General features: G+C 62.5%; 24 protein-coding genes. 17 read left to right on the top strand and 7 right to left on the bottom strand.

What is annotated here, in order from left to right; genetic code table 11:
* Nucleotides 1–25: 25 nt before the first annotated feature.
* The 5 genes from V3C33_06835 to dnaE all read left to right on the top strand — a co-directional run bounded on the left by V3C33_06835 (nucleotide 26) and on the right by dnaE (nucleotide 6,337).
* On the top strand, nucleotides 26–313 hold the full coding sequence (locus V3C33_06835) for a YggT family protein (GenBank protein XAS68978.1): 288 nt from the start codon (nucleotides 26–28) through the stop codon (nucleotides 311–313).
* Between the two features lie 176 nt (nucleotides 314–489).
* On the top strand, nucleotides 490–1,182 hold the full coding sequence (locus V3C33_06840) for a DivIVA domain-containing protein (protein ID XAS68979.1): 693 nt from the start codon (nucleotides 490–492) through the stop codon (nucleotides 1,180–1,182).
* A gap of 81 nt (nucleotides 1,183–1,263) precedes the next feature.
* Nucleotides 1,264–1,836 carry a signal peptidase II gene (lspA, locus tag V3C33_06845; GenBank protein ID XAS68980.1) on the top strand — a complete coding sequence of 191 codons (573 nt, stop codon included), beginning with the start codon at nucleotides 1,264–1,266 and terminating at the stop codon, nucleotides 1,834–1,836.
* The gene (locus V3C33_06850; protein XAS68981.1) at nucleotides 1,829–2,755 is read left to right on the top strand and encodes an RluA family pseudouridine synthase; all 927 of its coding nucleotides are present in this window, start codon (nucleotides 1,829–1,831) and stop codon (nucleotides 2,753–2,755) included. Before lspA ends, V3C33_06850 begins: the two co-directional genes overlap by 8 nt.
* A 51-nt stretch (nucleotides 2,756–2,806) precedes the next feature.
* Nucleotides 2,807–6,337: a DNA polymerase III subunit alpha gene (dnaE, locus tag V3C33_06855; GenBank protein ID XAS68982.1), complete on the top strand. Its 3,531-nt coding sequence runs from the start codon at nucleotides 2,807–2,809 to the stop codon at nucleotides 6,335–6,337.
* A 26-nt stretch (nucleotides 6,338–6,363) separates the two neighbouring features.
* Here dnaE and V3C33_06860 read toward each other — a convergent pair whose 3' ends face one another.
* Complete coding sequence (locus V3C33_06860) at nucleotides 6,364–6,864, bottom strand: flavin reductase family protein (GenBank protein XAS68983.1); 501 nt, start codon at nucleotides 6,862–6,864, stop codon at nucleotides 6,364–6,366.
* A gap of 138 nt (nucleotides 6,865–7,002) precedes the next feature.
* On the opposite strand from V3C33_06860, the gene V3C33_06865 reads away from it, so the two are divergent.
* The 3 genes from V3C33_06865 to nrdR all read left to right on the top strand — a co-directional run bounded on the left by V3C33_06865 (nucleotide 7,003) and on the right by nrdR (nucleotide 9,600).
* A complete protein-coding gene (locus tag V3C33_06865; protein ID XAS68984.1) occupies nucleotides 7,003–7,536 on the top strand; it encodes a hypothetical protein in 534 nt (177 codons plus the stop codon).
* 44 nt (nucleotides 7,537–7,580) lie between these two features.
* A complete protein-coding gene (gene hisD, locus V3C33_06870) occupies nucleotides 7,581–8,957 on the top strand; it encodes a histidinol dehydrogenase (GenBank protein XAS68985.1) in 1,377 nt (458 codons plus the stop codon).
* A 145-nt stretch (nucleotides 8,958–9,102) separates the two neighbouring features.
* Nucleotides 9,103–9,600: a transcriptional regulator NrdR gene (gene nrdR, locus V3C33_06875; protein XAS68986.1), complete on the top strand. Its 498-nt coding sequence runs from the start codon at nucleotides 9,103–9,105 to the stop codon at nucleotides 9,598–9,600.
* 99 nt (nucleotides 9,601–9,699) lie between these two features.
* On the opposite strand, the gene V3C33_06880 is transcribed toward nrdR, so the two are convergent.
* The 3 genes from V3C33_06880 to map all read right to left on the bottom strand — a co-directional run bounded on the left by V3C33_06880 (nucleotide 9,700) and on the right by map (nucleotide 12,226).
* On the bottom strand, nucleotides 9,700–10,458 hold the full coding sequence (locus V3C33_06880) for an SDR family oxidoreductase (GenBank protein ID XAS68987.1): 759 nt from the start codon (nucleotides 10,456–10,458) through the stop codon (nucleotides 9,700–9,702).
* A 13-nt stretch (nucleotides 10,459–10,471) separates the two neighbouring features.
* Nucleotides 10,472–11,275: an ROK family protein gene (locus tag V3C33_06885; GenBank protein XAS68988.1), complete on the bottom strand. Its 804-nt coding sequence runs from the start codon at nucleotides 11,273–11,275 to the stop codon at nucleotides 10,472–10,474.
* 72 nt (nucleotides 11,276–11,347) lie between these two features.
* Nucleotides 11,348–12,226 (bottom strand): type I methionyl aminopeptidase, encoded by an 879-nt coding sequence (gene map / locus V3C33_06890; GenBank protein XAS68989.1) that lies wholly within the window; start codon nucleotides 12,224–12,226, stop codon nucleotides 11,348–11,350.
* A 124-nt stretch (nucleotides 12,227–12,350) separates the two neighbouring features.
* Here map and V3C33_06895 point away from each other — a divergent pair, with 124 nt between their 5' ends.
* Nucleotides 12,351–12,515: an SPOR domain-containing protein gene (locus tag V3C33_06895; protein ID XAS68990.1), complete on the top strand. Its 165-nt coding sequence runs from the start codon at nucleotides 12,351–12,353 to the stop codon at nucleotides 12,513–12,515.
* A 100-nt stretch (nucleotides 12,516–12,615) separates the two neighbouring features.
* Here the strand turns inward: V3C33_06895 and panB are convergent, their stop codons facing one another.
* Nucleotides 12,616–13,521, bottom strand: a complete 906-nt coding sequence (panB, locus tag V3C33_06900; protein XAS68991.1) for a 3-methyl-2-oxobutanoate hydroxymethyltransferase — start codon at nucleotides 13,519–13,521, stop codon at nucleotides 12,616–12,618.
* A gap of 262 nt (nucleotides 13,522–13,783) precedes the next feature.
* On the opposite strand from panB, the gene glnA (V3C33_06905) reads away from it, so the two are divergent.
* From glnA (V3C33_06905) to V3C33_06930, 6 genes are all read left to right on the top strand, one after another.
* Nucleotides 13,784–15,124 (top strand): type I glutamate--ammonia ligase, encoded by a 1,341-nt coding sequence (gene glnA / locus V3C33_06905; protein ID XAS68992.1) that lies wholly within the window; start codon nucleotides 13,784–13,786, stop codon nucleotides 15,122–15,124.
* A gap of 9 nt (nucleotides 15,125–15,133) precedes the next feature.
* Nucleotides 15,134–18,145 carry a bifunctional [glutamine synthetase] adenylyltransferase/[glutamine synthetase]-adenylyl-L-tyrosine phosphorylase gene (locus V3C33_06910; protein XAS68993.1) on the top strand — a complete coding sequence of 1,004 codons (3,012 nt, stop codon included), beginning with the start codon at nucleotides 15,134–15,136 and terminating at the stop codon, nucleotides 18,143–18,145.
* A gap of 123 nt (nucleotides 18,146–18,268) precedes the next feature.
* Nucleotides 18,269–19,762, top strand: coding sequence for an amino acid ABC transporter substrate-binding protein/permease (locus V3C33_06915; GenBank protein ID XAS68994.1), 1,494 nt, complete (start codon nucleotides 18,269–18,271; stop codon nucleotides 19,760–19,762).
* Complete coding sequence (locus tag V3C33_06920; GenBank protein ID XAS68995.1) at nucleotides 19,759–20,508, top strand: amino acid ABC transporter ATP-binding protein; 750 nt, start codon at nucleotides 19,759–19,761, stop codon at nucleotides 20,506–20,508. Before V3C33_06915 ends, V3C33_06920 begins: the two co-directional genes overlap by 4 nt.
* Before the next feature lie 97 nt (nucleotides 20,509–20,605).
* The gene (locus tag V3C33_06925; GenBank protein ID XAS68996.1) at nucleotides 20,606–21,037 is read left to right on the top strand and encodes a VOC family protein; all 432 of its coding nucleotides are present in this window, start codon (nucleotides 20,606–20,608) and stop codon (nucleotides 21,035–21,037) included.
* 80 nt (nucleotides 21,038–21,117) lie between these two features.
* Nucleotides 21,118–21,654 carry a GNAT family N-acetyltransferase gene (locus tag V3C33_06930; GenBank protein ID XAS68997.1) on the top strand — a complete coding sequence of 179 codons (537 nt, stop codon included), beginning with the start codon at nucleotides 21,118–21,120 and terminating at the stop codon, nucleotides 21,652–21,654.
* A 28-nt stretch (nucleotides 21,655–21,682) separates the two neighbouring features.
* On the opposite strand, the gene V3C33_06935 is transcribed toward V3C33_06930, so the two are convergent.
* Nucleotides 21,683–23,167: an EAL domain-containing protein gene (locus V3C33_06935; GenBank protein XAS68998.1), complete on the bottom strand. Its 1,485-nt coding sequence runs from the start codon at nucleotides 23,165–23,167 to the stop codon at nucleotides 21,683–21,685.
* Nucleotides 23,168–23,647: 480 nt separating this feature from the next.
* Between V3C33_06935 and V3C33_06940 the strand changes: the two genes are divergently transcribed.
* Nucleotides 23,648–23,848, top strand: a complete 201-nt coding sequence (locus tag V3C33_06940; GenBank protein XAS68999.1) for an AsnC family protein — start codon at nucleotides 23,648–23,650, stop codon at nucleotides 23,846–23,848.
* 146 nt (nucleotides 23,849–23,994) lie between these two features.
* Here V3C33_06940 and glnA (V3C33_06945) read toward each other — a convergent pair whose 3' ends face one another.
* Complete coding sequence (gene glnA / locus V3C33_06945; protein ID XAS69000.1) at nucleotides 23,995–25,419, bottom strand: type I glutamate--ammonia ligase; 1,425 nt, start codon at nucleotides 25,417–25,419, stop codon at nucleotides 23,995–23,997.
* A 273-nt stretch (nucleotides 25,420–25,692) separates the two neighbouring features.
* Between glnA (V3C33_06945) and V3C33_06950 the strand changes: the two genes are divergently transcribed.
* The gene (locus V3C33_06950) at nucleotides 25,693–26,130 is read left to right on the top strand and encodes an RDD family protein (protein XAS69001.1); all 438 of its coding nucleotides are present in this window, start codon (nucleotides 25,693–25,695) and stop codon (nucleotides 26,128–26,130) included.

Consider the following 26,130-nt stretch of genomic DNA (forward strand, 5'->3'; position numbering starts at 1 on the left):
TGAGCATGGAGATATGAGTTAAGTCATGGGAATTGTTTTCGGACTTGTCTATATCGCCCTGTTGTTGTTTTTTGTGTCGCTCATCATCCGGCTTGTCTTCGACTGGGTCCAGATGTTTGCCAGGGACTGGAGGCCACGGGGTATGGCACTGGTGGCCGCGCACACTGTGTACTCCGTCACGGATCCGCCGCTTAAAGTCCTGCGGCGGCTCATTCCGCCGCTGCGGCTTGGCGGGATCACGCTGGATCTGGGCTTTTTGATATTGTTCATCGCCGTCAGCGTGGCTATGGCAATCGTCAGAAATTTCGCGTAATTTTCATTAGAGCTTGCAGCGCCTGAGCGGTTCCGGAAACGGAGCCGTTATCTGTGCCGTGAAGAAACTCCGGTTTGACACCACCGTGTTGAATTAGAGGAACAAGACCATATTTAGGTACCGTAGTTTTGACGGCCGGAAGGCCTACTGACTAACTAGACCAACGAGGTGACCAGATGGCTTTGACGCCAGAAGACGTTGTCAACAAGCGCTTTCAGCCGACCAAGTTCCGCGAAGGCTACGACCAGGACGAAGTAGATGACTTCCTGGACGAGATCGTCGTCGAACTGCGGCGCCTGAACCAGGAGAACGACGAACTTCGCAAGAAGCTCGCTGAAGGCGGCACCGGCTCGCCGGCCACGTCCGCAGCAGCCGCACCGGTGGTCGAAAAGGTCCCCGCACCCGCCAAGGTTGATAAAGACGACTCGCGGGCCAAGGCAGAAGCGGAAGCCAAAGCCGCGGACGCTGCGAAGAAGAAGCAGGCACCGCCGCTCGCTGCCGTTCCCTCCGCCGCACCGTCCGCCGCAGGCAGCAATGCCTCCGCGGAGTCCGCAGCAGGCCTTCTGGCAATGGCGCAGCAGATGCATGACCGCCACGTTGCGGACGGCCAGGCGCAGAAGGACAAAATCATTGCCGAGGCGCAGATCGAGGCAAGCAGCCTCGTCAACGATGCCCAGGAGAAGTCCCGGAAGACACTCGGGGCTCTTGAGCAACAGCGGTCCGTCCTGGAGCGCAAGGTGGAGCAGCTGCGCGGCTTCGAGCGCGACTACCGGTCACGCCTGAAGGCCTACATCGAAGGCCAGCTTCGCGATCTCGACGCCCGCGGTTCTGTTGCGGCCCCTGAGGGCGGCGCCAACGCGGACGTTTAGCACGTATTCTGAAAGCCGGTGGCTGAGGATTCCTCGGCCACCGGCTTTTGTGATTAACAACGGTTCCCGAATGAAAGCACTATGACTGACGAACTTGCCGCTGATGCAGCGCACCCGTCCCCTTCACTCCAACGGCCCCGGCGTGTGGTCCTGCTTTCCCTGTTTGCGGGATTAGCGGTTTTTGCCTACGTATTCGACCAGCTGACCAAACTGTGGGTCACCGGCAACATGATCGAAGGCGAACGCATCCCGGTCCTGCCTCCGCTCCTCCACTGGTACTACATCCGTAACTCCGGAGCAGCGTTCTCAATCGGCGAGAACGTGACATGGGTGTTCACCATCATCATGGCTGTTGTTTCCGTTGCCATCCTGTTCCAGCTCCGGAAGCTGGGATCTGCCTTGTGGGCTTTGGCTTTGGGTCTTCTGCTGGGCGGCGCTCTGGGGAATCTGACCGACCGGCTGTTCCGGGAACCGTCCTTCGCCATGGGCCACGTGGTGGATTTCATCCAATTGCCCAATTTTGCGATCTTCAACATTGCCGACTCGGCCGTTGTTTCATCCGTGGTGATTATCTGCGTGCTGACGCTCCGGGGCATCGCCCTGGACGGCTCACGCCATTCCTCCCCGAAGCGCGAAGATTCCGGAAATGTCTGAGCAGGTAATTGTTCCGGACGACCTGGGCGGGAACAGGGCCGATGCCGGGCTCGCGAACATCATGGGCATTTCGCGTTCGCTCGCGGCCACGCTCATCGCCGAAGGCAACGTCAGAAGCAACGGCAAAGCACTGGGCAAGTCCGCCAAGCTGGTGGCCGGCGCCGTGCTGGACGTTACGGTCCCGGAGCGCCGGGATCCCCTTGAAGTGGTGGAGGAAGTTGTGGAAGGCCTGAAAGTCCTGCTGGACGACGACGAATTTGTAGTCATCGACAAACCGGTGGGAGTAGCCGCCCATCCTTCGCCGGGCTGGGTGGGCCCCACCGTCGTCGGTGGCCTCGCCGGTGCGGGGTATCGGATCTCTACGTCGGGAGCGCCGGAGCGCGCAGGCATAGTCCACCGGCTCGACGTCGGAACCTCCGGCGTTATGGTGGTCGCCAAGACCGAGCACGCGTATACCGTGCTCAAACGCGCCTTCAAGGAGCGGACGGTGGACAAGGTCTACCACGCCGTGGTCCAGGGACTCCCCGACCCCTTGGAAGGCACCATCGATGCACCGATCGGGCGGCATCCGGGACACGACTGGCGTTTTGCCGTGATCGAAGACGGCCGGCCCTCCATCACCCACTATGAAGTCCTCGAAGCCTTCGGCAAGGCAACCTTGATTGAAGTGCATCTGGAGACAGGGCGCACCCACCAGATCCGGGTTCATTTCTCGGCGCTCAGGCATCCCTGCGCCGGCGACCTTACATACGGCGCTGATCCCCGGCTCGCCGCGACGCTCGGGCTGACGCGGCAATGGCTGCATGCGAGGCAGCTTGGTTTTGATCACCCCGGAACGGGGGAGCGGGTGACTGTCACGAGTGAATACCCGCCGGATCTGTCCTATGCTCTTGAGGTTCTTGAGTCGGGGCAGGCCTAGTTCTCCGGGGTGCTTCCCGCGGGCGCCCAGCCTCTGGCATAGACTAGTCCGGTGACTTCCCGCAATGACTCGTTCGTCCATCTTCACAACCACACTGAGTACTCCATGTTGGACGGTGCTGCGAGGCTGGGGGACCTGTTCAGCCACACCACGGAACTCGGTATGGATTCCCTGGCGACGACTGACCACGGCTTTGTTTTTGGCGCCTACGATTTCTGGAACAAAGCCCGCAACGCCGGCGTCAAGCCGATTGTGGGCGTCGAGGCCTATCTGACTCCGGGAACAGCCCGCAAGGACAAAACCCGTGTCCGCTGGGGCGACGGCGGCCGGAACGACGTTTCCGGTGCCGGTTCCTACACCCACATGACCATGTGGGCGGAAACCACCCAGGGAATGCACAACCTGTTCCGGATGTCCTCGCTGGCATCCCTCGAAGGGTACCTGTACAAGCCACGCATGGACCGGGATCTCCTGCAGACGTACGGCAAAGGCCTCATCGCCACCACCGGGTGCCCGTCGGGCGAAGTCCAGACGAAACTCCGGCTCGGCCTGTTCCAGGACGCCAAGCAGGCAGCCTCCGATTTCCGCGATATTTTTGGTGCTGAAAATTTCTTCTGTGAACTGATGGACCACGGCTTGGACATCGAGCGCAACATCCAGGGCGATCTGATCAAACTGGCCAGGGAGCTTGGCCTGCCCATGGTGGCAACCAACGACCTCCACTACACACACGCGGAGGACGCTTCCAGCCACGCGGCCCTTCTGTGTGTGCAGTCCGGCTCGAGCCTGGCAGACCCCAAGCGATTCAAATTTGACGCCGACGAGTTCTACCTGAAATCGCCACAGGAAATGCGGGCGATCTTCAGCGACCACCCCGACGCGTGCGACAACACCCTGCTGATCGCGGAGCGGTGCAACGTGGAGTTCAACGAGAACGCGAGCTACATGCCCCGTTTCCCGGTGCCTGAGGGGGAAGACGAGCAGTCCTGGTTTGTGAAGGAAGTCGAAACGGGCCTGCATTACCGCTACCCGAAGGGGATTCCCGACGACGTACGCAAACAGGCCGACTTCGAAGTCGGTGTCATCACGCAGATGGGCTTCCCGGGCTACTTCCTGGTGGTGGCCGACTTCATCAACTGGGCCAAAAACAACGGCATCCGGGTGGGCCCGGGACGTGGTTCAGGTGCAGGTTCCATGGTGGCGTACGTCATGCGCATCACTGACCTGGATCCGCTGGTCCACGGGCTCATTTTCGAGCGATTCCTGAACCCTGAACGCGTTTCCATGCCCGACTTCGACGTCGACTTCGATGACCGTCGCCGCTCGGAAGTGATCCGGTACGTCACTGAGAAGTACGGCGACGAGCGAGTGGCCATGATTGTCACCTACGGCACCATCAAGGCAAAGCAGGCGCTCAAGGACTCGTCCCGTGTGCTGGGCTATCCGTTTTCCACCGGAGAGCGTCTCACGAAGGCCATGCCGCCGGACGTCATGGGCAAGGGCATGCTGCTCTCCGAGATCCACAACCCTGAAGCCAAGCGCTACTCCGAGGCGGAGGAGCTCCGCTCGCTCCTCAAATCAGACGCCGATTCGCAGAAGGTCTTCGAGACGGCCCTTGGCCTCGAGGGCCTGAAGCGGCAGTGGGGGGTGCACGCTGCCGGGGTGATCATGTCCTCGGACCCGCTGATCGACATCATCCCGATCATGCGCCGTGAGCAGGACGGCCAGGTCATAACGCAGTTCGACTACCCCACCTGCGAAGGCCTGGGGCTGATCAAGATGGACTTCCTGGGTCTCAGGAACCTGACGATCATCACGGACGCCGTGGAGAACATCAAGCTCAACAAGGGCACTGATCTGATCCTGGAGGATCTCGGCCTGGATGACCAGGGCGCCTATGAGCTCCTCGCCAGGGGCGATACCCTCGGCGTCTTCCAGCTCGACGGCGGCCCGATGCGTTCGTTGCTGAAGCAGATGCGCCCGGACAACTTTGAAGACATCTCCGCCGTTATCGCCCTGTACCGTCCGGGCCCCATGGGCGCCAATTCGCACACCAACTACGCTCTGCGCAAGACCGGGCTGCAGGACATTGTCCCCATCCACGCGGAGCTCGAGGAGCCGCTGGCCGAGATTCTTGGCGGTACCTATGGCCTGATTGTGTATCAGGAGCAGGTTATGGCCATCGCGCAGAAGGTTGCCGGGTTCACCCTCGGACAAGCCGACATTCTGCGCCGTGCCATGGGCAAAAAGAAGAAATCCGAGCTGGACAAGCAGTACGCGGGCTTCGAACAGGGCATGAAGGACAACGGCTATTCGGCTGCTGCCATCAAGATGCTGTGGGACATCCTGCTGCCGTTCTCTGACTATGCTTTCAACAAGGCGCATTCCGCGGCGTATGGACTCGTCTCCTACTGGACGGCGTATCTTAAAGCCCACTATCCGGCCGAGTACATGGCCGCGCTGCTTACCAGCGTGGGCGACGACAAAGACAAACTGGCGCTGTATCTGAACGAATGCCGCAAAATGGGCATCACGGTGCTGCCGCCGGACGTCAATGAGTCCAGCGTGAACTTCACCCCTGTGGGTACGGACATCCGTTTCGGCATGGCCGCCATCCGCAACGTCGGCGTCAACGTGGTGGAGGCCATGGTTACCGCCCGCGAAAGTGAAGGTGCATATACCTCGTTCAAGGATTACCTGCTGAAAGTCCCTGCCGTGGTCTGCAACAAACGGACTGTTGAATCCCTCATCAAGGCGGGGGCTTTCGACTCCCTGGGCCACCCCCGGCGGGCCTTGGCGATGATCCATGAGGAGGCCATCGATTCCGTCATCACGCTCAAGCGCAATGAGGCGATCGGCCAGTTTGATCTGTTTGCCGGCTTTGAGGACCAGGAGCCGGAAGCATCCCTCACCACAGAAATTCCTGACCTTCCGGAGTGGGAAAAGAAGGACAAACTCTCCTTCGAGCGCGACATGCTGGGTCTCTACGTCTCCGATCATCCGCTGCAGGGTCTTGAAGGACTGCTGAGCCAGCACTCGGACCAGACCATCACGTCCGTCATCGGCGAAGACGGACCGCACGACGGCGCCATCATTACCATCGCCGGGATGATCACCTCGCTCAGCCGCAGGATCGCGAAAGCCAGCGGTAACGCCTATGCGCGCGCCGAGGTGGAGGATCTGGGCGGTTCCATGGAGGTGATGTTCTTTGGCCAGGTCTATGGCCCCATTGCCTCTGTGCTCGCGGAAGACCTGATTGTTGTGGTCAAGGGCCGGCTCCAGAAGCGCGACGACGGTGCCATCACCCTGAACTGCATGGAGCTGTCCGTCCCGGACCTGAGCGACAGCCTTAACGGTCCGGTGGTCATCACCATGCCGACTTTCAAGGCCACCGAGGCAGTTGTTACCGAGCTGGGTGACGTGCTGCGGACACACCGGGGCACCTCAGAGGTCCGGCTCCATCTGCAGGGCGACACCAAGTTGGAAGTAATGGGCATGCCTGTCCATTTGCGGGTCAACCCCAACCCGGCGCTCTTCGGCGACCTGAAAGTGCTGCTCGGCCCGGCCTGCCTGGACGGCTGAATTCCGAGGACAGCTGGATGTCCGGGCTAGATCTCGTAGTCCAGAGGGACGTGCTGGCCGTAGCCGCCGGAGTGGTACAGGAGCGGCGAGCCGTCGTCTCCCACCTGGCCGTCCACAACTTCCACCACCACAACGGCGTTGTTCTCGAAGGAGAGCCGCATCTGGATTTTGCCGATAAGCCAGCCTGCCACATCCTTCAAAACAGGAACGTCATAGGGGCCGAGCTCCCAGTGGTCGCCGCCGAAACGGTCTTGGGTGCGTGCAAACCGGTCGGCAAGCGCCTGGTTTTCCAGGCCGAGCATGTGGAGGCCTATGTGGGTGGTGTTGGCAACCGCCGGCCACGAACTTGAGCTGCGCGCCATGTTGAACGTAAACCGAGGGGGCCGGGCGGACAGTGATGCAACGGACGTCGCGGTGAATCCGTAAGGCACACCGTTGTAGTTGACGGTGATGATTGCCACGCCTGCCGCATGGCGACGGAACATTTCCTTGAACGTGCCCTCGAAGGCTGCGTGATCTGAGGCCACTGTGATCGAACTCCCTGCTTAGCCCGGGTATGGTGTGCGTCTTATATGCAACAGTATGGGCCTGACCTGCCGTGACGATATTGATTACCCGACACGTCTATTGTTTGACCGGCCTGAACATTTGTTAAGGTTTGTTTCATGACACCGCCAGCAGATCCACTTTCGATTTCCATGGAAGCACGTGCCCGGGAGACCGCTACAGGGGCCAAAGGCGCGCCCTGGCTCTGGCTGGCCGGCGTCGCCGCCGCAGGCGTTCCCGCAGGGCTGCTGTGGTGGCTGCTTGCGCCGGGCGGGCTGAATCTCCTGACGCGGGATCCGGCGTTTGGATCAGGCACAAACACCGGGGCGTGGCTGCCCCGGGACCTGACGCTGGCGGCACTGTTCCTGTTCGCAGGATGTCTGGTGGCTGTCCTCCTCTCCGGAAAAAGCTACTCCCAGTCTAAATTTGTCCTGGGCATCGTGGGTGGCCTGGTTGGGTCAGTTATTGCATGGCGTACAGGCGTGCTTGCAGGGCAATGGTGGGGCGGATCCGCTGACACCTCCGTCAACGAAAGCATCGCTTTCTCACTGCGTTCCTTCGCCGTACTGACGCTCTGGCCGGCTGCCACCGCAGCTGCCACGTTCATCCTTAGTCTGCTGAGCCAGTTTCAGGGCGCCTCCGGACCCGAGTGACGTAACACCGCGGGGGCAATACGAAAGACGCGTAAAATGAACCAGTGACTATCTCTCCGGACAGCTCCGCCACCCCGAATCCTTCCGCCGTCAACTTCAGGACCGTTGACCTGCGGGGCCGCCGTCTGACCCTGGCGGGCCTCCGCGCAGTGGTGCCGCGTGCAGGGCACCAGGCCACGGCAGACGCCGAGCAGAACGTCACGGCCATCATCGCGGACGTCCGCCAGCGTGGCTTTGCGGCACTGAGCGATCTTGCACGGAGATTCGACGGCGTTGAGCAGACACACCCCAGGGTCCCGGCCGAAGCGCTCACAGCGGCGCTGGAAAACCTGGACCCTGCGGTCCGTGCGGCGCTGACGGAATCAATCAACAGGGCCGGCCGTTTCGCCGAGGCCCAGCGGCCCGCCAATATCGACGTCGAACTCGGGGACGGCGCCGTGGTGAGCCAGAACTGGGTTCCGGTTGCCCGGGTGGGACTCTACGTCCCCGGTGGACTGGCGCCGTTGGCCTCATCTGTCATCATGAACGTGGTGCCGGCACTGGCCGCAGGCGTAAAGTCCATCGCCCTGGCCTCGCCGCCGCAGAAAGACCGCGACGGGCTTCCGGATCCCACCATCCTTGCGGCGGCGGCTCTCCTTGGCATCAAAGAGGTCTATGCGATCGGCGGAGCCCAGGCCATCGCCGCCTTCGCCTATGGTATTCCGGCCGGCGACGCAGGTCCGTCCCTGGAACCCGTCGATGTTATTACCGGACCAGGCAACATCTTTGTCGCGACTGCGAAAAGGCTGGTCAGGGGCGTGGTGGGTATCGACTCCGAGGCTGGCACTACAGAGATCGCCATCCTGGCTGACTCTACTGCCACTCCGGCGTTGGTGGCTGCTGATCTGATCAGCCAGGCTGAACACGATCCGAAGGCCGGTTCCGTGCTGATCACGGAGTCGGAGTTCCTCGCGGCCGCAGTCCGCGAGGAACTCGAAATCCAGGCCGCATCCACGAAGCACAGCCAGCGCGTTATTGAGGCACTGTCCGGGCCTCAGTCAGGTGTGGTGCTTGTGGATGATCTGGAGCAGGGCATTGCTGTCTGCGACGCTTACGCTGCTGAACACCTCGAGATCATGACGGCGGAAGCACCGTCCGTAGCTGCCCGCATTCGCAACGCGGGAGCTATCTTTGTGGGGGACTACAGCCCGGTGAGCCTGGGGGACTACTGCGCAGGATCCAACCATGTCCTGCCTACCAGTGGTACGGCGGCGTTTTCGTCCGGTCTGAACGTCACCACGTTCATGCGCGCCATCCAGGTGATCAACTACAGCAGGTCCGCGCTGGAACACGTCAGCGGCCATATTCTAAGCCTTTCCGGAGCGGAAGACCTCCCGGCGCATGGGGATGCCGTCACCGCGAGGTTCTCCAAGGGCAATTAACCACTACATGTGGTAATTACAGGCTTGTTATTCAGCTAAATGTAGTCGTAAACTGGTCTCGGAAGAAATAACTTTCCGGCACAGGTTCTGATTGGCGGTGTTCCGGCGATGCTGAACTGCCGGTCCGGCCAGGGGAAGGAATAGCGTGTACTGTCCGTTTTGTCGTAATCCTGACTCCCGCGTTGTGGACAGCCGTATGGCTGACGACGGCTCCGCCATCCGGCGCCGCCGGCAGTGCCCCGAATGCGGCCGTCGGTTCACCACTGTGGAAACCACCAGCCTGTCTGTGATCAAGCGTTCGGGCGTGGGCGAGCCGTTTAGCCGCAGCAAGGTGGTCAATGGCGTCCGCAAGGCTTGCCAGGGCCGCCCTGTCACCGAGGATGACCTGGCCATGCTTGCCCAGGAAGTCGAGGAAAACATCCGGGCTGCCGGCGCCGCGGAGATCGACGCCCACGAGGTGGGCCTGGCTATCCTTGGTCCCCTCCAGAAGCTGGACAAGGTGGCCTACCTCCGCTTCGCCAGCGTTTACCAGGCCTTCGAATCCCTGGAAGATTTTGAGTCCGCCATTTCACTCCTCCGGCACGAGTCGGAAGTTGAAGCGAAGGGCGTCGACGGCAAGAGCTCTGAGAAGAGCCCGCTCTAAGCTCCGGTGGTGGCAGCGGAGGGGAAGCCGGGGCCACCACCGGCACCACTCCGCGGTTCTGGGGACAGGGCGCCGCATTCACGCCGCGGCGCGGTACGTTCAGCGCCCGCCTGAAACAGGCAGGATAGCGCCGGTAATGTAGCCGGCGTCTTCCGACAGCAGCCACATAACCGCTGCGGCCACCTCCTCCGGCTCTGCGCCGCGTCCCATCGGAATGGTCGGGTTCAACCGCTCCACACGGTCCGGCATGCCTGCTGCCGCGTGCAGCCCGGTGTTGGTGCTGCCCGGTGCCACGCAGTTCACCCTGATGCGCTGGTCTGCGACTTCTGCGGCCAGCCCCACCGTCAGAACGTCGACGGCGCCCTTGGACGCCGCGTAATGGGCCCAGGTGCCGGGAGAGCCGGCTTTGGTGGCCGTCGAGGAAATGTTGACGATGGAACCGCCGCTGCCACCCTGATCCGTGCCCAGCCGGCGGATTGCCTCCTGGCAGACGAAGATCAGTCCCGAAACGTTGACGTCAATAACCCGCTGGACGGTCGCGGTGGGAACATCCGCGAGTTTGCCGATCAGGTTGCCGGTGATACCGGCGTTGTTAATTACGGCCGTTAGCCGGCCGAGGCATCCGGCAGCATCGAAGAGCGACCGGACGGCAGCCGGATCGCTGACGTCCGCCTGGACCGCGGTGGCCGTGCCGCCGTCGGAAATGATGCCTTGGACAACGGACGCAGCGCCGTGTGCGTCTGATGAAAAATTGACGACGACGGCGTAGCCGGCCCGCGCTGCCTTCTCCGCAATGGCAGCGCCGATGCCGCGGCTTGCGCCGGTGACCACCATGACCCCTGGGTCTGCGTCCTTCATGGAGCTGCGCCGACTACTTGGCGAGGTTGTGTTTCACGGCGATCTCGATCGCGGCGCCCACAATCCCTGCCTCGTTCTTCAGCTCTGCCGGCACGATGGGGGTCCGGAGCTTCAGGTTGGGCAGGTACTCGTCGGCGCGCTTGGAGATGCCGCCGCCCACAATAAAGAGCTCGGGCGAGAACAGGAATTCGACGTGCGAGAAGTAACGCTGCAGCAGGACACTGTATTCATCCCAGCTCAATCCGTCGCGCTCACGCGCCACGGCTGATGCTTTGCTTTCGGCGTCGAAACCGTCGATCTCGAGGTGGCCGAGCTCGGCGTTGGGGACCAGCCTGCCGTCGAAGATGAAGGCTGAACCGATCCCGGTGCCCAGCGTGATCACCAGCACCGTCCCGTCCACGCCGGCGCCTGCACCGTAACGGGCTTCAGCCAGGCCCGCGGCGTCGGCGTCGTTAATAACCTCAACCGGACGGCCGAGGCGCTTGGTGAGAAGGCCGTCGATGTCCGTGTTGAGCCAGCTTTTGTCAACGTTGGCCGCCGAGAGGACCACACCGTGCTGGATGATTCCCGGGAACGTAACGCCCACGTGGGAGTCGGCAGCCGGTGCGTCCGGGCGGGAGGTCAGTTCCTCGACAACCTGTGCCACAACGTCGGCCACGGCCTCCGGCGTAGACGGCTGGGGCGTAGGAACGCGGAAGCGCTCACCGACCAGCTTGCCCTTCTTCAGGTCGACAATGCCGCCCTTGATCCCGGTGCCGCCGATGTCGATGCCGATCAGCGGGGCGTTCTTGTGGGTCTTCTCGTCCTTCTTGGCCAATGTGGTTCCGTTCGTGGCAGTGGGTGGGCTGGGGGATGGGCAGCCGGATGGCTGACCGGGTTCCGGCGGGAATCAGGGCAGCGTCAGGATCTCGGCGCCGGACTCTGTGACCAGGAGTGTGTGTTCGAACTGGGCCGTGCGTTTACGGTCGCGGGTCACCACGGTCCAGTCATCGGGCCACATGTCCCAGTCAACGGTGCCAAGGGTGAGCATGGGTTCAACGGTGAAGACCATGCCCGTTTCGATGACTGTGTTATAGGCCGGGGCGGCGTCGTAGTGCGGGATGATGAGGCCCGTGTGGAAAGCCTCACCGACGCCGTGGCCGGTGAAGTCGCGGACCACGCCGTAGCCGAACCGCTTGGCGTAGGACTGGATGGCGCGGCCGATCACATTGATCTCGCGGCCCGGTGCCACAGCCTTGATGGCGCGGTTCAGGGATTCCTGCGTGCGTTCCACCAGCAGGCGGGACTCGTCGTCGACGTCGCCCGCCAGGAACGTGTAGTTGGTGTCGCCGTGGACACCGCCGATGAATGCCGTGATGTCGATGTTCAGGATGTCACCGTCCCGCACCACCGTGGTGTCCGGAATGCCGTGGCAGATGACCTCATTCAGCGATGAGCACAGGGATTTCGGGAAGCCGCGGTAGCCCAGCGTAGACGGGTAGGACTTGTGATCGAGGAGAAATTCATGGCCGATCCTGTCCAGCTGGTCAGTAGTGACTCCGGGAACGACGTGCTTGCCTACTTCTACGATCGCCTGGGCGGCGATTCTGCTGGCGATTCGGATCTTCTCGACGGTCTCAGCGGACTTGACCTCGGAACCGGTGAATTTGGCCGGCCCCGGCTTGCCCACGTACTCGGGGCGGGGGATGGACGCGGGAACCGGCAGCTGCGGGCTGACAGTTCCCTGGGTCAGGGTGCCGGTGGGTGCAGTCGAGGCTAGGGAAGGCATAGATTGATCATATAAGGCACCGTAGAACGCCAAGTAACTGAAAGCCGATCCGGGCCCCGTAACGGTTTAAGTTACGGGGACCACGATTGAGCGGCTTTCCGTCAACCGGAAGCGAGGAGTAGCGATGACTGAATACTGGTACAACGTGAACACCCACGAGGTGGAAGAGGACGCGCTGTCGGACTGGACCCAGCTGATCGGCCCCTACAAGACCCGGGAAGAGGCCGAACACGCGCTCGAAAAGGTCAAGTCCCGTAACGAAGCCTGGGACAAGGGCGACGACGAATAACGCGCTGAGCCAATGAATGTGGGGCGGGATCGCCGTCCAGGGCCGTGAGCATTGATATCCTCGCTGACAGGCTCCGCGGCATGATCCGGAGCCGGTCAGTCTAGAAGGTGTGCTCCGGGCCGGGGAACTGCCCGGAGCGGACGTCGTCCCCGTAGGCTTTTGCCGCGTCGCTGAGTGTGGTCCGGAGATCCGCGTACTGCTTGACGAATTTGGCCATTTTCCCGCCGCGCAGCCCTGCCATGTCCTGCCAGACCAGCACCTGGCCGGTGGTGACGTTGCCCGCACCGATGCCGATGGTGGGAACAGAAACCGCCGCGTCCACGGCGGCAGCGGTGTCAGCAGGAACCATTTCCATCAGCACACAGAAGGCTCCGGCGTCTGCCAACGCGACGGCGTCGTCGATCAGGCGTTTTGCATCATCTCCACGGCCTTGCACCCGGTAACCGCCCAGCGCATGCTCACTCTGCGGGGTGAAGCCAATGTGCGCCATCACCGGAATGCCGGCCTGGACCATGGCCCGGACTGTCTCGGCGTAGAACGTGCCTCCCTCAATCTTCACGGCGTGGGCCAGGCCCTCCTTAAGGAACCGGACGCCAGTGGCAACAGCCTGCTGCGCGGAAACCTCGTAACTGCCAAACGGCAGATCCGCCACCACGAGCGCCCGCTTGGCCGAGCGTGCCACGGCGCGGCACAGTGGAAGCAGCTCGTCCACTGTGACCGGTAGGCTCGTTTCGTTCCCGAACACATTGTTCGACGCCGAGTCACCCACCAGCAGCACCTCGATTCCTGCCTGATCGAAAATCTCCGCCGTGTACTGCTCATACGCGGTGAGCATGGCAAAGTGCTCACCGTTCGTCTTGGCCTGCTGCAGGTGGTGCGTGCGGATTCTGGGCACCGGTTTTTTGGCCGAATCCGACGGCGGAGCCGGCGGCTGTGCCGGCCCGTTGCCGTACGGTGCGGGTACTTCAGCGGACACGCTTGAATCTGAGCTGTTGCTAGAGGCCATGGCTAGAGCGTAATGCGATACCGGACGTCCTAGCTACCGGCCCGGCCAGCATGCCGGTGATTCTCGTCATATATCCGGGTGATCCGGTGCGGAGTTACCGCTGAGGGAGCACCCGTACCACCGCCCTTGTGTTAACGCTGTGTTACGAGGGGCATCGGCTCCCGCATTAGACGGGAATGCTTAGTAAAGTGATTCGAGAACTGCTGCCGGCTTCGTCTCCAACGGACCCGGGGCATGGAAGTTGACCGGAGAAGAGGCCATCATGGACCGCCAGCAAGAGTTTGTCCTGCGCACGATCGAAGAGCGTGACGTGCGGTTTGTGCGTTTGTGGTTCACCGACGTCGTGGGTTCGCTCAAGTCGGTTGCGCTTGCGCCGGCCGAAGTCGAAGGCGCCTTTGAAGAGGGCCTGGGCTTTGACGGCTCCGCCATCGAGGGCCTGGCGCGGGTGTTTGAATCCGACATGCTGGCACAGCCGGATCCTTCCACGTTCCAGATTCTGCCCTGGCGCGGCGAGACCGAACAGACGTCGCGGATGTTCTGCGACATCCTGACGCCCGACGGCGAACCCTCCGCTGCGGATCCCCGCAACGTCCTCAAGCGCACGCTAGCCAAGGCAGCGGACATGGGGTTCACGTGCTACACGCACCCGGAGATCGAGTTCTACCTGCTCAAGTCCCAGGAGCCCGGCCCGGACGGTTCACCGGTACCCGTAGATGAGGGAGGCTACTTCGACCACGTTCCGGGCGGCGTGGCCCAGGACTTCCGCCGTACGGCTGTGACCATGCTGGAATCGGTGGGGATTTCCGTTGAATTCAGCCACCACGAAGCCGGCCCGGGCCAGAATGAGATTGACCTCCGCTACGCAGACGCCCTGCAGACGGCGGACAACATCATGACGTTCCGGACCGTCATCAAGGAAGTGGCGCTCCAGCAGGACACCTACGCCACCTTTATGCCCAAGCCGTTCACCGCGCACCCGGGTTCCGGCATGCACACCCATTTTTCCCTCTTCGAAGGGGACACCAACGCCTTCTACGAGGCCGGTGCCGAATTCCAGCTCTCCGAGACTGCCCGCCAGTTCATTGCCGGCATCCTGAAGCATGCCCCTGAATTCACGGCTGTGACCAACCAGTTCGTGAACTCCTACAAACGCCTCTGGGGTGGCGGCGAAGCTCCCAGCTACCTGAGCTGGGGCCACAACAACCGCTCCGCCCTGGTCCGGGTTCCGCTTTACAAGCCCGGCAAGGGCCAGTCCGCACGGGTCGAATACCGCGGCATTGACTCCGCCGCCAATCCCTACCTTGCCTACGCTGTTCTCCTGGGTGCCGGTCTGAAGGGAATCGAGGAGGGTTACCAGTTGCCTGCCGCGGCTGAGGATGATATCTGGTCACTGAGCTCGGCCGAGCGTCGTGCCATGGGCCATGACCCGCTTCCGGCAAGCCTGCACGATGCCATCAGGACAATGGAGGACTCCGAGTTGATGCCGCAGATCCTGGGCGAACAGGTCTTCGAGCACTTCCTGCGCAACAAGCGCGCTGAATGGCAGGACTACCGTCTGCAGGTCACCCCGTACGAGCTGCAGCGCAACCTCGGCATCCTTTAGGCGTCCGGGGTGAGCCTTGCCCGTCGTCTCATTTCGGCCGGATTCAGCGATCTGGACAAGGGCGAAAGGTTTCTGGCTGCCCCCGAGCTGGACGGCATCGACCAGGACACCCTGTTCGCCGGCCTCCGTCTCGCAGCCAACCCGGATACTGCGCTGCAGTCTCTGGTCCGGCTGATCGAGAAGCACCCGGACCTGCGCGAACTCGCTGCCGCCGATACGGACACCAGCGAACCGCTCTACCGCGTCCTCGGCGCATCGGAAGCCCTGGGCGAATTCCTGATCCGCCATCCAGAGCACCTCGACGCCTTCGATGTCACGGCGAGCCCGGAACCGGTCCAGGCAGAGCGGGCAGAGCTCCGTGCCCGGCTGCTGAAGTCCGTCCGTGCGGATCCGAAATCGACCCGGCCGGTGGCCGGGATGTCCGGCCCGGAGGCCTATGAGGCGCTTCGGACTGCCTACCGCCGCGGTGTGGTGGACCTCGCCGTCAAGGACCTCTGCGCGGCGGATCCGCTGGACTTTATGCCTGCCGTCGGCGCTGAACTGGCTGATCTGGCCGGCGCTGCAATTGAAGCGGCGCTTGCCGTCTCCCGTGCCGAGGCAGCGGACCAGTTCGACGCTTCGGAGGTGGCCGGTGTGGGGCTGGCCGTGATCGGAATGGGCAAGTGCGGAGCGCGGGAGCTTAACTACATTTCCGACGTCGATGTCATCTACGTCATTGAAGCCGGCGGACTGGAGGATGCCCGCGCCAATACGATCGGCACGACACTTGCCACGGGCATTTCACGGGCGATCTCGTCCCCTGCCCGGGAACCCGGGCTGTGGGAAGTGGATGCCAATCTGCGGCCTGAGGGCAAGTCCGGGCCGCTGGTCCGTACACTGGCATCGCACCAGAGCTATTACGCGCGCTGGGCGGAAAGCTGGGAATTCCAGGCATTGTTGAAAGCGCGGACCATCGCCGGGGACACCGGGCTGGGTGGACGCTACGAAGCCGCAGTCTCGCCCCTGATCTGGACGTCGGCCAGCCGCGACGGTTTTGTCGAATCCGTGCAGGCGATGCGGAGGCGCGTCACGGACCACATCCCGGCCGCCGAGGAACAACGGCAGATCAAGCTGGGACGCGGCGGGCTGCGTGACGTCGAGTTCACGGTCCAGTTGCTGCAGCTGGTGCACGGGAAATCGGACGAATCACTCCGCTGCAGGGACACGACTTCGGCTATCGCGGCGCTTTCCGCCGGCGGATACATCGGCCGCGCCGACGCCGCCGATTTTGACCACGCCTACCGCTACCTGCGCCTCCTCGAGCATCGGATCCAGCTGTTCCAGCTGCGCCGTACGCACCTGATGCCGGTCAAGGACGCATCACTTCGCGCCCTCGCCAAGGCTGTGCTGGGGCCGTTCTCCAACGAGCGACCCCACCCGGATGCGCTGATGGCGGCCTGGCAGAAAACCAAGCGGTCAGTCCGAGAACTCCATGAACGTATTTTCTACCGCCCGCTGCTGAATACAGCCGCCAAACTGAGCAGTGAAGAAGCCAGGCTGTCACCGGAAGCGGCCCAGGGCCGGCTCGCGGCACTGGGGTATCTTGATCCGCAGGGCGCCCTGCGCCACATCGAGGCACTCACTGCCGGTGTCAGCCGGCGCGCTGCGCTGCAGCGCCAGCTGCTGCCCATCCTGCTGGGCTGGCTCGCCGAGGGGGTGGATCCAGACGCCGGTCTGCTGGCTTTCCGCCGTGTCAGCGAGGCTTTGGGGACCACACACTGGTATCTGGGCATGCTGAGGGACTCGAAGGCTGCCGCCGAGCGCCTGTGCCATGTGCTGGCCAATTCACGGCTCATCGCGGACCTGCTGGAAGTCTCGCCGGAGTCGGTGGCGTGGCTGGGATCTGACAAGGAACTCGCGCCGCTGGGTTTCGAGGCCCAGTGGCAGGAAATCAGCTCGAAGATGTCCCGGCACGCGGACCCGGGAAGCGCGATGCGGCTGATCCGGCTGATCCGGCGAAGAGAAATTCTGCGGATTGCCATAGCAGACAGCGCCGGACTGCTGGCGCAGGACGACGTGGGTTCCGCCCTGGCGGATACTGACCGCGCGGCTATGCTCGGGGCGCTGCGGGTAGCCGAAAACATGGTCTCGGCAAAAGGTCCGCTGAAAACCAGCGTGCTGGTGGTGGCCATGGGGCGGCAGGGCGGACGGGAGATCGGCTACGGTTCCGATGCCGACGTGATGTACGTCCACCGCGGCCTGCCGGGGGTCCCTGACGACGAGGCCCAGCAGCAGGCGGCCCAGATCGTGGGGCACGTCTCCAGCCTGCTGACCCAGCCGCTCAAGCCGGCCATCATGGCAGAGCGCGTGCTGATGGTCGACGCCGATCTGCGCCCCGAAGGCAAAAGCGGGGCCATGGTGCGGTCTCTGGAATCGTACGGGGAGTACTACCGCCGGTGGTCGCTGGTGTGGGAAGCCCAGGCGCTATTGCGCGCGAGGCCCATGGCGGGCGATGACCGTCTGGCCGCTGATTTCCTTGAACTCATCGAGCCGCTCCGCTACCCGGAGGTGCTCTCGGCGCAGGATATCCGGGAGGTCCGCCGGGTGAAGGCGCGGGTTGAGTCCGAGCGGCTGCCCCGCGGCGCTGATCCCGCCCGTCACCTGAAACTGGGACGCGGAGGCCTGAGCGACGTCGAGTGGCTGGTACAGCTGCTCCAGCTCGAGCATGCCGGAAAGCACCCGGAACTGCGCACCACTTCCACAGTCCGGGCGCTTGAGGCGGCGGCTGCCCTGGGACTGCTGGAAGAGGCCGATGCTGCCCTCCTGCTGGAGACATGGCGGCTCGCGAGCCGCATCCGGTCGGCAAATGTGATCTGGACAGGCAGGACTTCGGATCTGCTGCTGTCGTCCCGGAGGGATCTTGAGGCAGTTGCACGGTGGTGCGGTTATGAGCCCGGAAACGCCGCGGCCCTCGAGGAAGATTATCTTCGGCTCAGCAGGCGTGCCCGGGGTGTTTTCGAGAAGGTCTTCTACGGACAGTAGGAACCTTGATCCGGATCCGGATCAACGGGAGCGTGAGCCGGTCCCACTACGGGTAGCCTCTATAGGTACTTTGCCGGTCTCCTGGAGCCCGGCGCCGCATCTAACCAAAGGGGTTGTTAACTCTTGCACAGACTCCAGCAGACCAAGGCCGTCCGGCAACGGGCTTCCACGGTCATCGGAGCATTGCTGGCTGTAGCCGTAGTGTTTTTCTGTACCGTCGGGGCCGCCGCTGCGCCGGACACAGCGCAAGCCGGCACACCGCCGTCGAACGTGTCCGGCAAGAAGTTTGTCATCGGCACGGACACCACATTCGCGCCGTTTGAATTTCGTGACGGAAGCGGTGAGCTCACCGGCATCGACATGGATATCATCCGCGAAGTGGCCAAGAGTCAGGGGTTCGAGGTGGAGATCAAGTCGCTCGGCTTCAACGCAGCGCTGCAGGCGCTGTCTTCCAACCAGGTGGACGGCGTCATTGCCGGTATGTCCATCACCGAGCCGCGCAAGCTCATTTACGATTTTTCCGAGCCGTACTTTGAATCCGGCGTCCAGATGGCCGTCGCCAAGGGCGACGCCGGGATCAAGGGCTACGAGGATCTGCGGGGCAAGACCGTAACAGCAAAGACCGGCAGCGAGGGCGAGACCTTCGCCAGCTCGATCGCCGGGCAATACGGCTTCACCGTCAAGGCACTGGACCAGTCCGCCACGATGTACGAGCTCGTGAAGTCGGGCAACGCCGTCGCGGTTTTTGATGATTACCCTGTACTGGCTTACGGCATAAGCCAGAACAACGGGCTGAAGTCCGTCACCGGGAAGGAACAGGGCGGATCCTACGGGTTCGCGGTCAACAAGGACCAAAACCCGGAACTGCTGGCGGCCTTCAACACCGGGCTGGCCGAACTGAAGTCGAACGGTCAGTACCAGGCCATTCTGGACAAGTACCTCAAGGACCCGGCACAGGCAGCGCAGTCGAGTTTCTGGGACCTGCTGGGCAACAGTTTCCCTGCGCTGATGAAGGGTCTGGGCAACACTGTCCTGGTTACTGCCATCTCATTCGCAGTGGCCATGCTGATCGGTCTTTTCATGGGCTTCCTGAAGATCTCCGGCAACGTGGTTCTGCGCGTCATCGCCACCACTTTTGTGAGCGTGTTCCGCGGCACTCCGCTGCTCGTGTGGGCATTCTTCTTCTACTTCGGCATTCCGCAGCTGACGGGCCGGCCCATCGATATCTGGGTGGCCGGTGTGCTGACCCTCAGCCTTAACTCCGCGGCCTACATTACCGAGATCGTCCGCGGAGCCATCCAGTCCGTGGACCCTGGCCAGCTGGAAGCCAGCCGGAGCCTGGGACTGGGTTACAACAAGTCCATGCAGAAGGTAGTGGTTCCACAAGCCTTCAAGATCATGACGCCTTCGCTGATCAACCAGCTGATCATCATGCTTAAGGACAGCTCGCTGCTGCTTGCCATCGGTTTCTCCGAGCTGCTCTACCAGGGCCAGCAGATCTACGCCGGCAACTTCAGGATCACCGAGACGCTGCTGATCGTGGCCGTGATGTACTTCGTGGTGATTATGCTTCTGACCAAACTGGCCAACGTCGTGGATAAGAGGTTCAACAAATGAGCACCGAAGTCAGTGCAGCCAGCAAAATTTCGGTCCGGGGCCTGAAGAAATCGTTTGGGTCCAATGAAGTTCTCAAAGGCATTGATGCCGAGGTCGCCGAGGGCGAGGTGGTCTGTGTGATTGGCCCCTCAGGATCGGGTAAATCCACATTCCTCAGATGCCTGAACAAACTGGAGGAGATCACCGGCGGTCATGTCACAGTCGACGGATTCGATCTGACGGACCCCAAAGTGGACATCAACGAGGTCCGCCGGCACATCGGTATGGTTTTCCAGCACTTCAACCTCTTTCCGCACATGAGCGTCATCGAGAACATCATGCTGGCTCCGGTCGAATCCAAGAAGCAGAACAAAGCAGTGGCGCGGGCCAACGCACTGATGCTGCTGGAACGCGTGGGGCTGTCCGAGAAGGCGGATGCCCCTCCGGCGTCTCTGTCCGGCGGTCAGAAGCAGCGCGTGGCGATCGCCAGGGCGCTGGCCATGAACCCGGACATCATGCTGTTTGATGAAGCCACCTCGGCGCTCGACCCCGAAATGGTAGGGGAGGTCCTGCAGGTCATCAAGGACCTAGCGAAGGAAGGCATGACCATGGTGCTGGTCACGCACGAGATGGGTTTTGCCCGTGAGGTTGCCGACCGCGTCATCTTTATGGCCGACGGTTTAATATGCGAACAGGGCGATCCGGGGGACCTTTTCGGCAACCCCCGGCAGCAGCGGACCCAGGATTTTCTCTCCAAGGTTCTATAGGCAGGTCTGCCGCACCGGATCTGCCACCGCGGGGAGGTTCGGTGGCGGGGAGATTCCAAGGGCTGACGCGTGCCGGGCTTGATGCTAGTTTGAGCCCATGGCTACGCAAATCTACTTGAATCTCCCCGTCAAAGACCTCGACAGGACAGTCGAGTTTTTCACGGCACTCGGCTTCTCCTTCAACCCGGACTTCACCGATGAAAACGCGACGTGCATGATCGTCAACGACAACGCCTTCGTGATGCTCCTGGTGGAAGGCTTCTTCAAGACCTTCACGTCCAAGAAAGTCGCGGACGCCACGAGTTCCACGGAGGCCATCCTGGCCTTCTCAGTGGACAGCCGTGAGGCTGTGGACGAGACCGTCCGGAAGGCGCTGGCCGCCGGCGGAACGGTCTCGCAGGACGTGCAGGACTACGGGTTCATGTACAACCACAGCTTCCAGGATCCCGATGGGCACCTGTGGGAAGTCATGTGGATGGATCCGGCGGGCGCGCCCGCCGGAGCACCTGCTGACGCATCAACCGAATAACCACTGCGACGGCGGTTGTCACCCTGTGTTCCGGCGGCTGGGTGGCGGCCGCCGTTGTGCTTTGTGGATAAGCTCGTTTTATGTCCGAAACGGTTTGGCTGATCCCCCTGAAAAGGCTGGACGATGATGCACGGGCCATCAAGCTGGGAGAGATCGCCGAACTGGAGCTCGGGAAGGGGCAGCGCGATTTCGTCGGAGATCCGCTGCGGATGATGCTTGCAGGGATGGAAGACGGGTCCAGGCACCCTTACGTGGTGGACTCGGGAGGCACAGCCGTGGGTGTGCTGACTCTTCAGTCAGGGGCAGCGATGCTGGCCGGCTGGGCAGACGACGATTCGGCATGGCTGCTGCGGGGCTTCCTGATCGACAGCAGGCTGCAGGGACGCGGGCTGGGCTCAGCCGCTGCTGTTGCGGCTTCGCGGGAGGCAGCGAAACTCACAGCAAGGCTGGGCGGTGACGAGACCGGCGTTGTGCTGTCAGTCAACGAACGCAACCCGGGCGCCCGGTCGGCCTACGCCAAAGCCGGCTACGAAGACCGCGGAGAGTACCTTGGCGGGTTTTCCGGACCGCAACGGACCATGTACGCTGCGTTCATTGTTGCCCCCGGTCGTTCATGATCCGGGGGTCACGGCACCACGAACGCTGCTAATCGCCTGCCCGCTGCTTCGTCGGACTTTCAGGCCATCCCTCGCGCGGTGGCACTTTTCGCCACGTTGCCCATTCCTCGGGCCGGACTGAGGGCCGGCCGAGTAGGTAGCCTTGTCCGGCCGCCATGCCGAGTTCGGTGACAGCGGTTAGTTCTGCCCCGGTTTCGATTCCTTCGGCGACGAGGCCGGCGCCGATCTCCGTTGCGAAGCCAACCATGGCCGCGCCGAAGGCCCGCTTCGCCGGATCCGTGTCGATTCCGGCGATGATCTTCCGGTCAAGTTTGATCAGGTCCGGGTTGAGCTCAAGGATGTGGCATATGGAGGCGAAGCCTGCGCCCGCGTCATCGACGGCGATCCTCAGGCCGGCGTGCCGCAGCGGGCCCAGCACAACGGCGAGTTGTTCGTAATCGGCAACCTCGTGGCGTTCGGTCAACTCAAGCACGATGCGCCAGGCCGGGACGTTCGATTCCTCGAGCAGGCCGACCAGCCACGGATCCAGGCACGCCCGGGGCGAGAGATTCACCGCCACATACAAATGCGAAGGAAGCCAGGCGGCAGCAGCGAGAGCGGTCTGTACCGCAAGAATTTCAAGATCCACACCAAGCCCGACGGACTCCGCTTCAACAAACCAAGCCTCCGGGGAGATGCCCGGGGAACTGAGAAAGCGGGTCAACGCTTCGGCGCCGACAATCGCGCCGGTCTCCAGCGATCGGACGGGTTGAAACGCCGTCAGCAGCGTGCGGCCGGCGAGCATGGCTTCGACCCGCTCCCTGACTTCTTCGGCCGCGAGGGTGCTTGCTGCCCCTGCATCGAGGGCGCGGCTGGTTCCCTCGAACCCGCAGACACGTCCCGCTCGGTCACGCACTGGCCTGCCGGAGACTTCAACCAGGACCCGGCCGCCGTTCCGGTGGCGGCAGCCGGTGACCAGTCCGGCCCACTTGGCGTCCGCTCCGCCGCTGGTGGTTCCGGCCTTCCGAGCTGCCGCCAGTTCATCCAGATTGATCACGAGACTGCAATGCTTTCCGACCAGCTCGAAGGATTCGTATCCAACCAGTTCACTGCTTGCCGGGCTCGAGAAAGTGAAGCGTCCGTCGCCTCCGATGGCCCACAGCCATTCGTGGCCCGCGCTCAGCACGGTGTCCATCAGCCCGGCGGTGCGGCTCGCTTGGGCCCGCTCACGGCGGTGCTGGCGCACAAGACGCCACGCAGCGTGGACGGCCACCGGGACCAGCAACAGTGCCAGGAGGGCCGGGATCCCTACGGGCCCATCAAAGGCCACCCACGGTGGCTGGCCATAGAGCAGCGGGAGGCGGATTGACAGCGCAACGCCGGCCTCGAGGCAGATGATAACCAGCAGCCACCGACCGGACGCCGACGCCAAGGGTCCAGACCCGCCCGATTCGGCCGGGACAGGCTGCTCCAGCGACGCCCCCTCGCGGGAAGCAATCGCCCTGCGCCTGCGGCGAAAGAATACCCGCTTCACAGACCCGCCGGCAAGGTCCGGATTCGTGCCCCCAATGCCCGGCCCTCCGGAGCTCTCACAAAAGACACCGGGCAACACCCCGGACGCATCGGCTGTGGATAAAGGCGTCCCGCTGTTTCGAGCCATGGTTCCCCCCACCATGCAAAAACTTGGGTACTGAGGGTTCTCATCATGCCATCAGGATCGAGAAAGAGCGACACTTCCTGGCAAATGAATCAACTGCCCGCACTCCTGGACAAGAAACACACGGACATGCCCCGATAGCCTCCGCCCGAGGGGAAGTAGCAGAAACCCGGAATCCGGTCCGGGGAGTGGCCATGGCCGGCGCGCCGGTGAGGGTGGCAATGGCTACGCTGCCGGCAATGGCGAAGACCGGGAATGCGTTGCCCCAGGGGCAAAGCTCGTTGGTGAACTCGCTGCCGTCAACTAATGTTGACGCTTGCAAGTTCGTCAACTAAAGTTGACGGCAGGAGGTGTCCGATGAACACCATGATCGGCTCAATGGACGGCAAAGGCCCGGTCGAGGCACTCCATACGGTGGCCAAGCTTCACAAGGAGCTTGCCCGGGCGGAGACTGAGGCTGTCCTCCGCGGACGCCAGGCCGGGCTCTCATGGGAAGCAATCGCCTTGTGCCTCGGAATTAGCAAACAGGCTGTCCATAAGAAGTACGGAAAGCGCTGAGGAACTGAACATCCGCTTAAACGCCGACGGCGGCCCCCACTGAAGGTGGGGGCCGCCGTCGTTGGTTCAATTACTTGCGGTGAATCCTGCCTGGTCCAGACAAACTCGACCACCGGAGGCCAGGACTCGACCGCCGGAAGCTGCGGCTAGACGCCGTAGTAGAGCTCGAACTCGTACGGGTTCGGGCGCAGCGAGAGCGGACGGATCTCGTACTCGTACTTGTACTCGATCCAGGTGTCGATCAGGTCCTGGGTGAAGACGCCGCCGGCCTGGAGGAACTCGTTGTCCTCGGCCAGTGCATCCAGGGCTTCCTCGAGGGATCCCGGTGCCTTGGGGATGTCCTTGGCTTCTTCGGCGGGGAGCTCGTAGAGGTCCTTATCGATCGGAGCCGGCGGTTCGATGCGGTTGCGGATGCCGTCAATGCCGGCCATCAGCTGGGCAGCGAAAGCAAGGTAGGGATTGGAGGAGGGGTCCGGCGCGCGGAACTCGATGCGCTTGGCCTTCGGGTTGGTGCCCGTGATGGGGATGCGGATACCTGCCGAGCGGTTTCCCTGCGAGTACACCATGTTGACCGGGGCCTCGAAGCCCTTGACCAGACGGCGGTATGAGTTGACCGTGGGGTTGGTGAACGCCAGGACAGCCGAAGAGTGCTTCAGCAGGCCGCCGATGTACCAGCGGGCCATGTCGGACAGGCCTGCGTAGCCTTTTTCGTCGTAGAACAGCGGGTCGCCGTTGTTCCACAGCGACTGGTGGCAGTGCATGCCCGAGCCGTTGTCACCGAAGACCGGCTTCGGCATGAACGTTACGGACTTGCCCCAGGCGTCCGCTGTGTTCTTGACGACGTACTTGAACTTCTGCAGGTCATCAGCGGCAGCGGTCAGCGTGGTGAACTTGTAGTTGATCTCAGCCTGGCCTGCGGAGCCCACCTCGTGGTGGCTGCGCTCGACCTCAAGGCCGGCCTCGTCCAGAGCGACACACATGGCGTCACGCAGGTCGGCCTGCTTGTCAGTCGGGGAAACCGGGAAGTAGCCGCCCTTGATGGGGGTCTTGTAGCCGAGGTTTCCGCCCTCTTCCTCGCGGCCGGTGTTCCAGGCCGCTTCTTCGGAGTCGATCTTGTAGAAGCTGCCCTGCGGGGAGGACTGGTACTGGACGTTGTCGAAGACGAAGAACTCGGCTTCGGGCGCGAAGAATGCGGTGTCGGCGATGCCGGTGGACGCGAGGTAGGCTTCAGCCTTCTCTGCAACGCCGCGAGGATCGCGGTGGTAGGGGTCACCGGTGCGGGGGTTGACGATTGAGAAGTTCAGCGCGAGGGTCTTCTCCATGCGGAACGTGTCCAGGAACGCGGTGGTGACATCCGGGATGAGCTGCATGTCGGATTCCGCGATGCCCTGGAACCCGCGGATGGAGGATCCGTCGAAGAGCTGGCCGTTGACGAAGAAGTCCGCGTCAACGCTCTTGGCGGGCACATTGAAGTGCTGCTGTACGCCAGGGAGATCGGTGAAGCGGATATCGACGAACTTAACCTCTTCGTCTTTGATGAACTTGAGGACTTCGTCCGCAGTCTTGAACATCTATGCTCCTTACGCATATGAAATATCTGGCTGGAAAGCCATGTGAACCAGCGCAATCCGGCAGCGGGGAGACGCAACGATTTCCCCGCGCCAGAATCGCTGGCAACTGTTACCACCCTAGGGACATGGGATTTCCCTGCCGTGTCAGCATTGTTTCCGGCAGGTTACATAATGTCCCGTTAGGTAAACGGTAGACGGTGTCCACACTGTGGTCTATCCGGTTCCACAGTGTGAACGCCATAAGGAGGCAAGAGAAGTCGCTAAGCTTGGACGGTGGTAGATCGCAAAGACATCGGTTCATGGCTGACCGGCCCGGATACGTCCGGCATCTCGAAGTACCCAGGGGAGCGTCTGGGGCTGCCCGAATCGGGCCCGGAATCCATTGCCCGGGCGGGCCGGCGGATCGCGGCCATTCTGATTGACTGGGGCATTGCACTGTTGATCAGCAACTTTGCCTTCGCCGGAAACTCATGGGCCACGCTGGCCGTCTTCGCTGCCGAGCAGATCCTGCTCATTGGCAATCTGGGCTACAGCATCGGACACCGGGTAGTGGGGATCCATGTAGTGAGACTGGGCGGAGGCCCTGCGGGTCCGCTCGCTGCCCTGGTCCGTACCTTGCTGGTCTGCCTGGTCCTTCCCGCCGTCATCTTCGATCCCGATCACCGCGGCCTGCATGACAAAGCCATGAACACTGTCCTTGTCCGGATGTAG

Source organism: Micrococcaceae bacterium Sec5.7, assembly GCA_039636785.1.
Taxonomy (GTDB): domain Bacteria; phylum Actinomycetota; class Actinomycetes; order Actinomycetales; family Micrococcaceae; genus Arthrobacter.

What these genes read in the sequence shown, in the direction of transcription:
- glnA (XAS69000.1), bottom strand. Translation starts at nt 25,419, where the DNA reads ATGTTCAAGACTGCGGACGAAGTCCTCAAGTTCATCAAAGACGAAGAG.
- V3C33_06880 (XAS68987.1), bottom strand. Translation starts at nt 10,458, where the DNA reads ATGAAGGACGCAGACCCAGGGGTCATGGTGGTCACCGGCGCAAGCCGC.
- V3C33_06920 (XAS68995.1), top strand. Translation starts at nt 19,759, where the DNA reads ATGAGCACCGAAGTCAGTGCAGCCAGCAAAATTTCGGTCCGGGGCCTG.
- map (XAS68989.1), bottom strand. Translation starts at nt 12,226, where the DNA reads ATGCCTTCCCTAGCCTCGACTGCACCCACCGGCACCCTGACCCAGGGA.
- V3C33_06930 (XAS68997.1), top strand. Translation starts at nt 21,118, where the DNA reads ATGTCCGAAACGGTTTGGCTGATCCCCCTGAAAAGGCTGGACGATGAT.
- panB (XAS68991.1), bottom strand. Translation starts at nt 13,521, where the DNA reads ATGGCCTCTAGCAACAGCTCAGATTCAAGCGTGTCCGCTGAAGTACCC.
- V3C33_06865 (XAS68984.1), top strand. Translation starts at nt 7,003, where the DNA reads ATGACACCGCCAGCAGATCCACTTTCGATTTCCATGGAAGCACGTGCC.
- V3C33_06895 (XAS68990.1), top strand. Translation starts at nt 12,351, where the DNA reads ATGACTGAATACTGGTACAACGTGAACACCCACGAGGTGGAAGAGGAC.
- V3C33_06840 (XAS68979.1), top strand. Translation starts at nt 490, where the DNA reads ATGGCTTTGACGCCAGAAGACGTTGTCAACAAGCGCTTTCAGCCGACC.
- lspA (XAS68980.1), top strand. Translation starts at nt 1,264, where the DNA reads ATGACTGACGAACTTGCCGCTGATGCAGCGCACCCGTCCCCTTCACTC.
- V3C33_06850 (XAS68981.1), top strand. Translation starts at nt 1,829, where the DNA reads ATGTCTGAGCAGGTAATTGTTCCGGACGACCTGGGCGGGAACAGGGCC.
- V3C33_06835 (XAS68978.1), top strand. Translation starts at nt 26, where the DNA reads ATGGGAATTGTTTTCGGACTTGTCTATATCGCCCTGTTGTTGTTTTTT.
- V3C33_06940 (XAS68999.1), top strand. Translation starts at nt 23,648, where the DNA reads ATGAACACCATGATCGGCTCAATGGACGGCAAAGGCCCGGTCGAGGCA.
- V3C33_06925 (XAS68996.1), top strand. Translation starts at nt 20,606, where the DNA reads ATGGCTACGCAAATCTACTTGAATCTCCCCGTCAAAGACCTCGACAGG.
- glnA (XAS68992.1), top strand. Translation starts at nt 13,784, where the DNA reads ATGGACCGCCAGCAAGAGTTTGTCCTGCGCACGATCGAAGAGCGTGAC.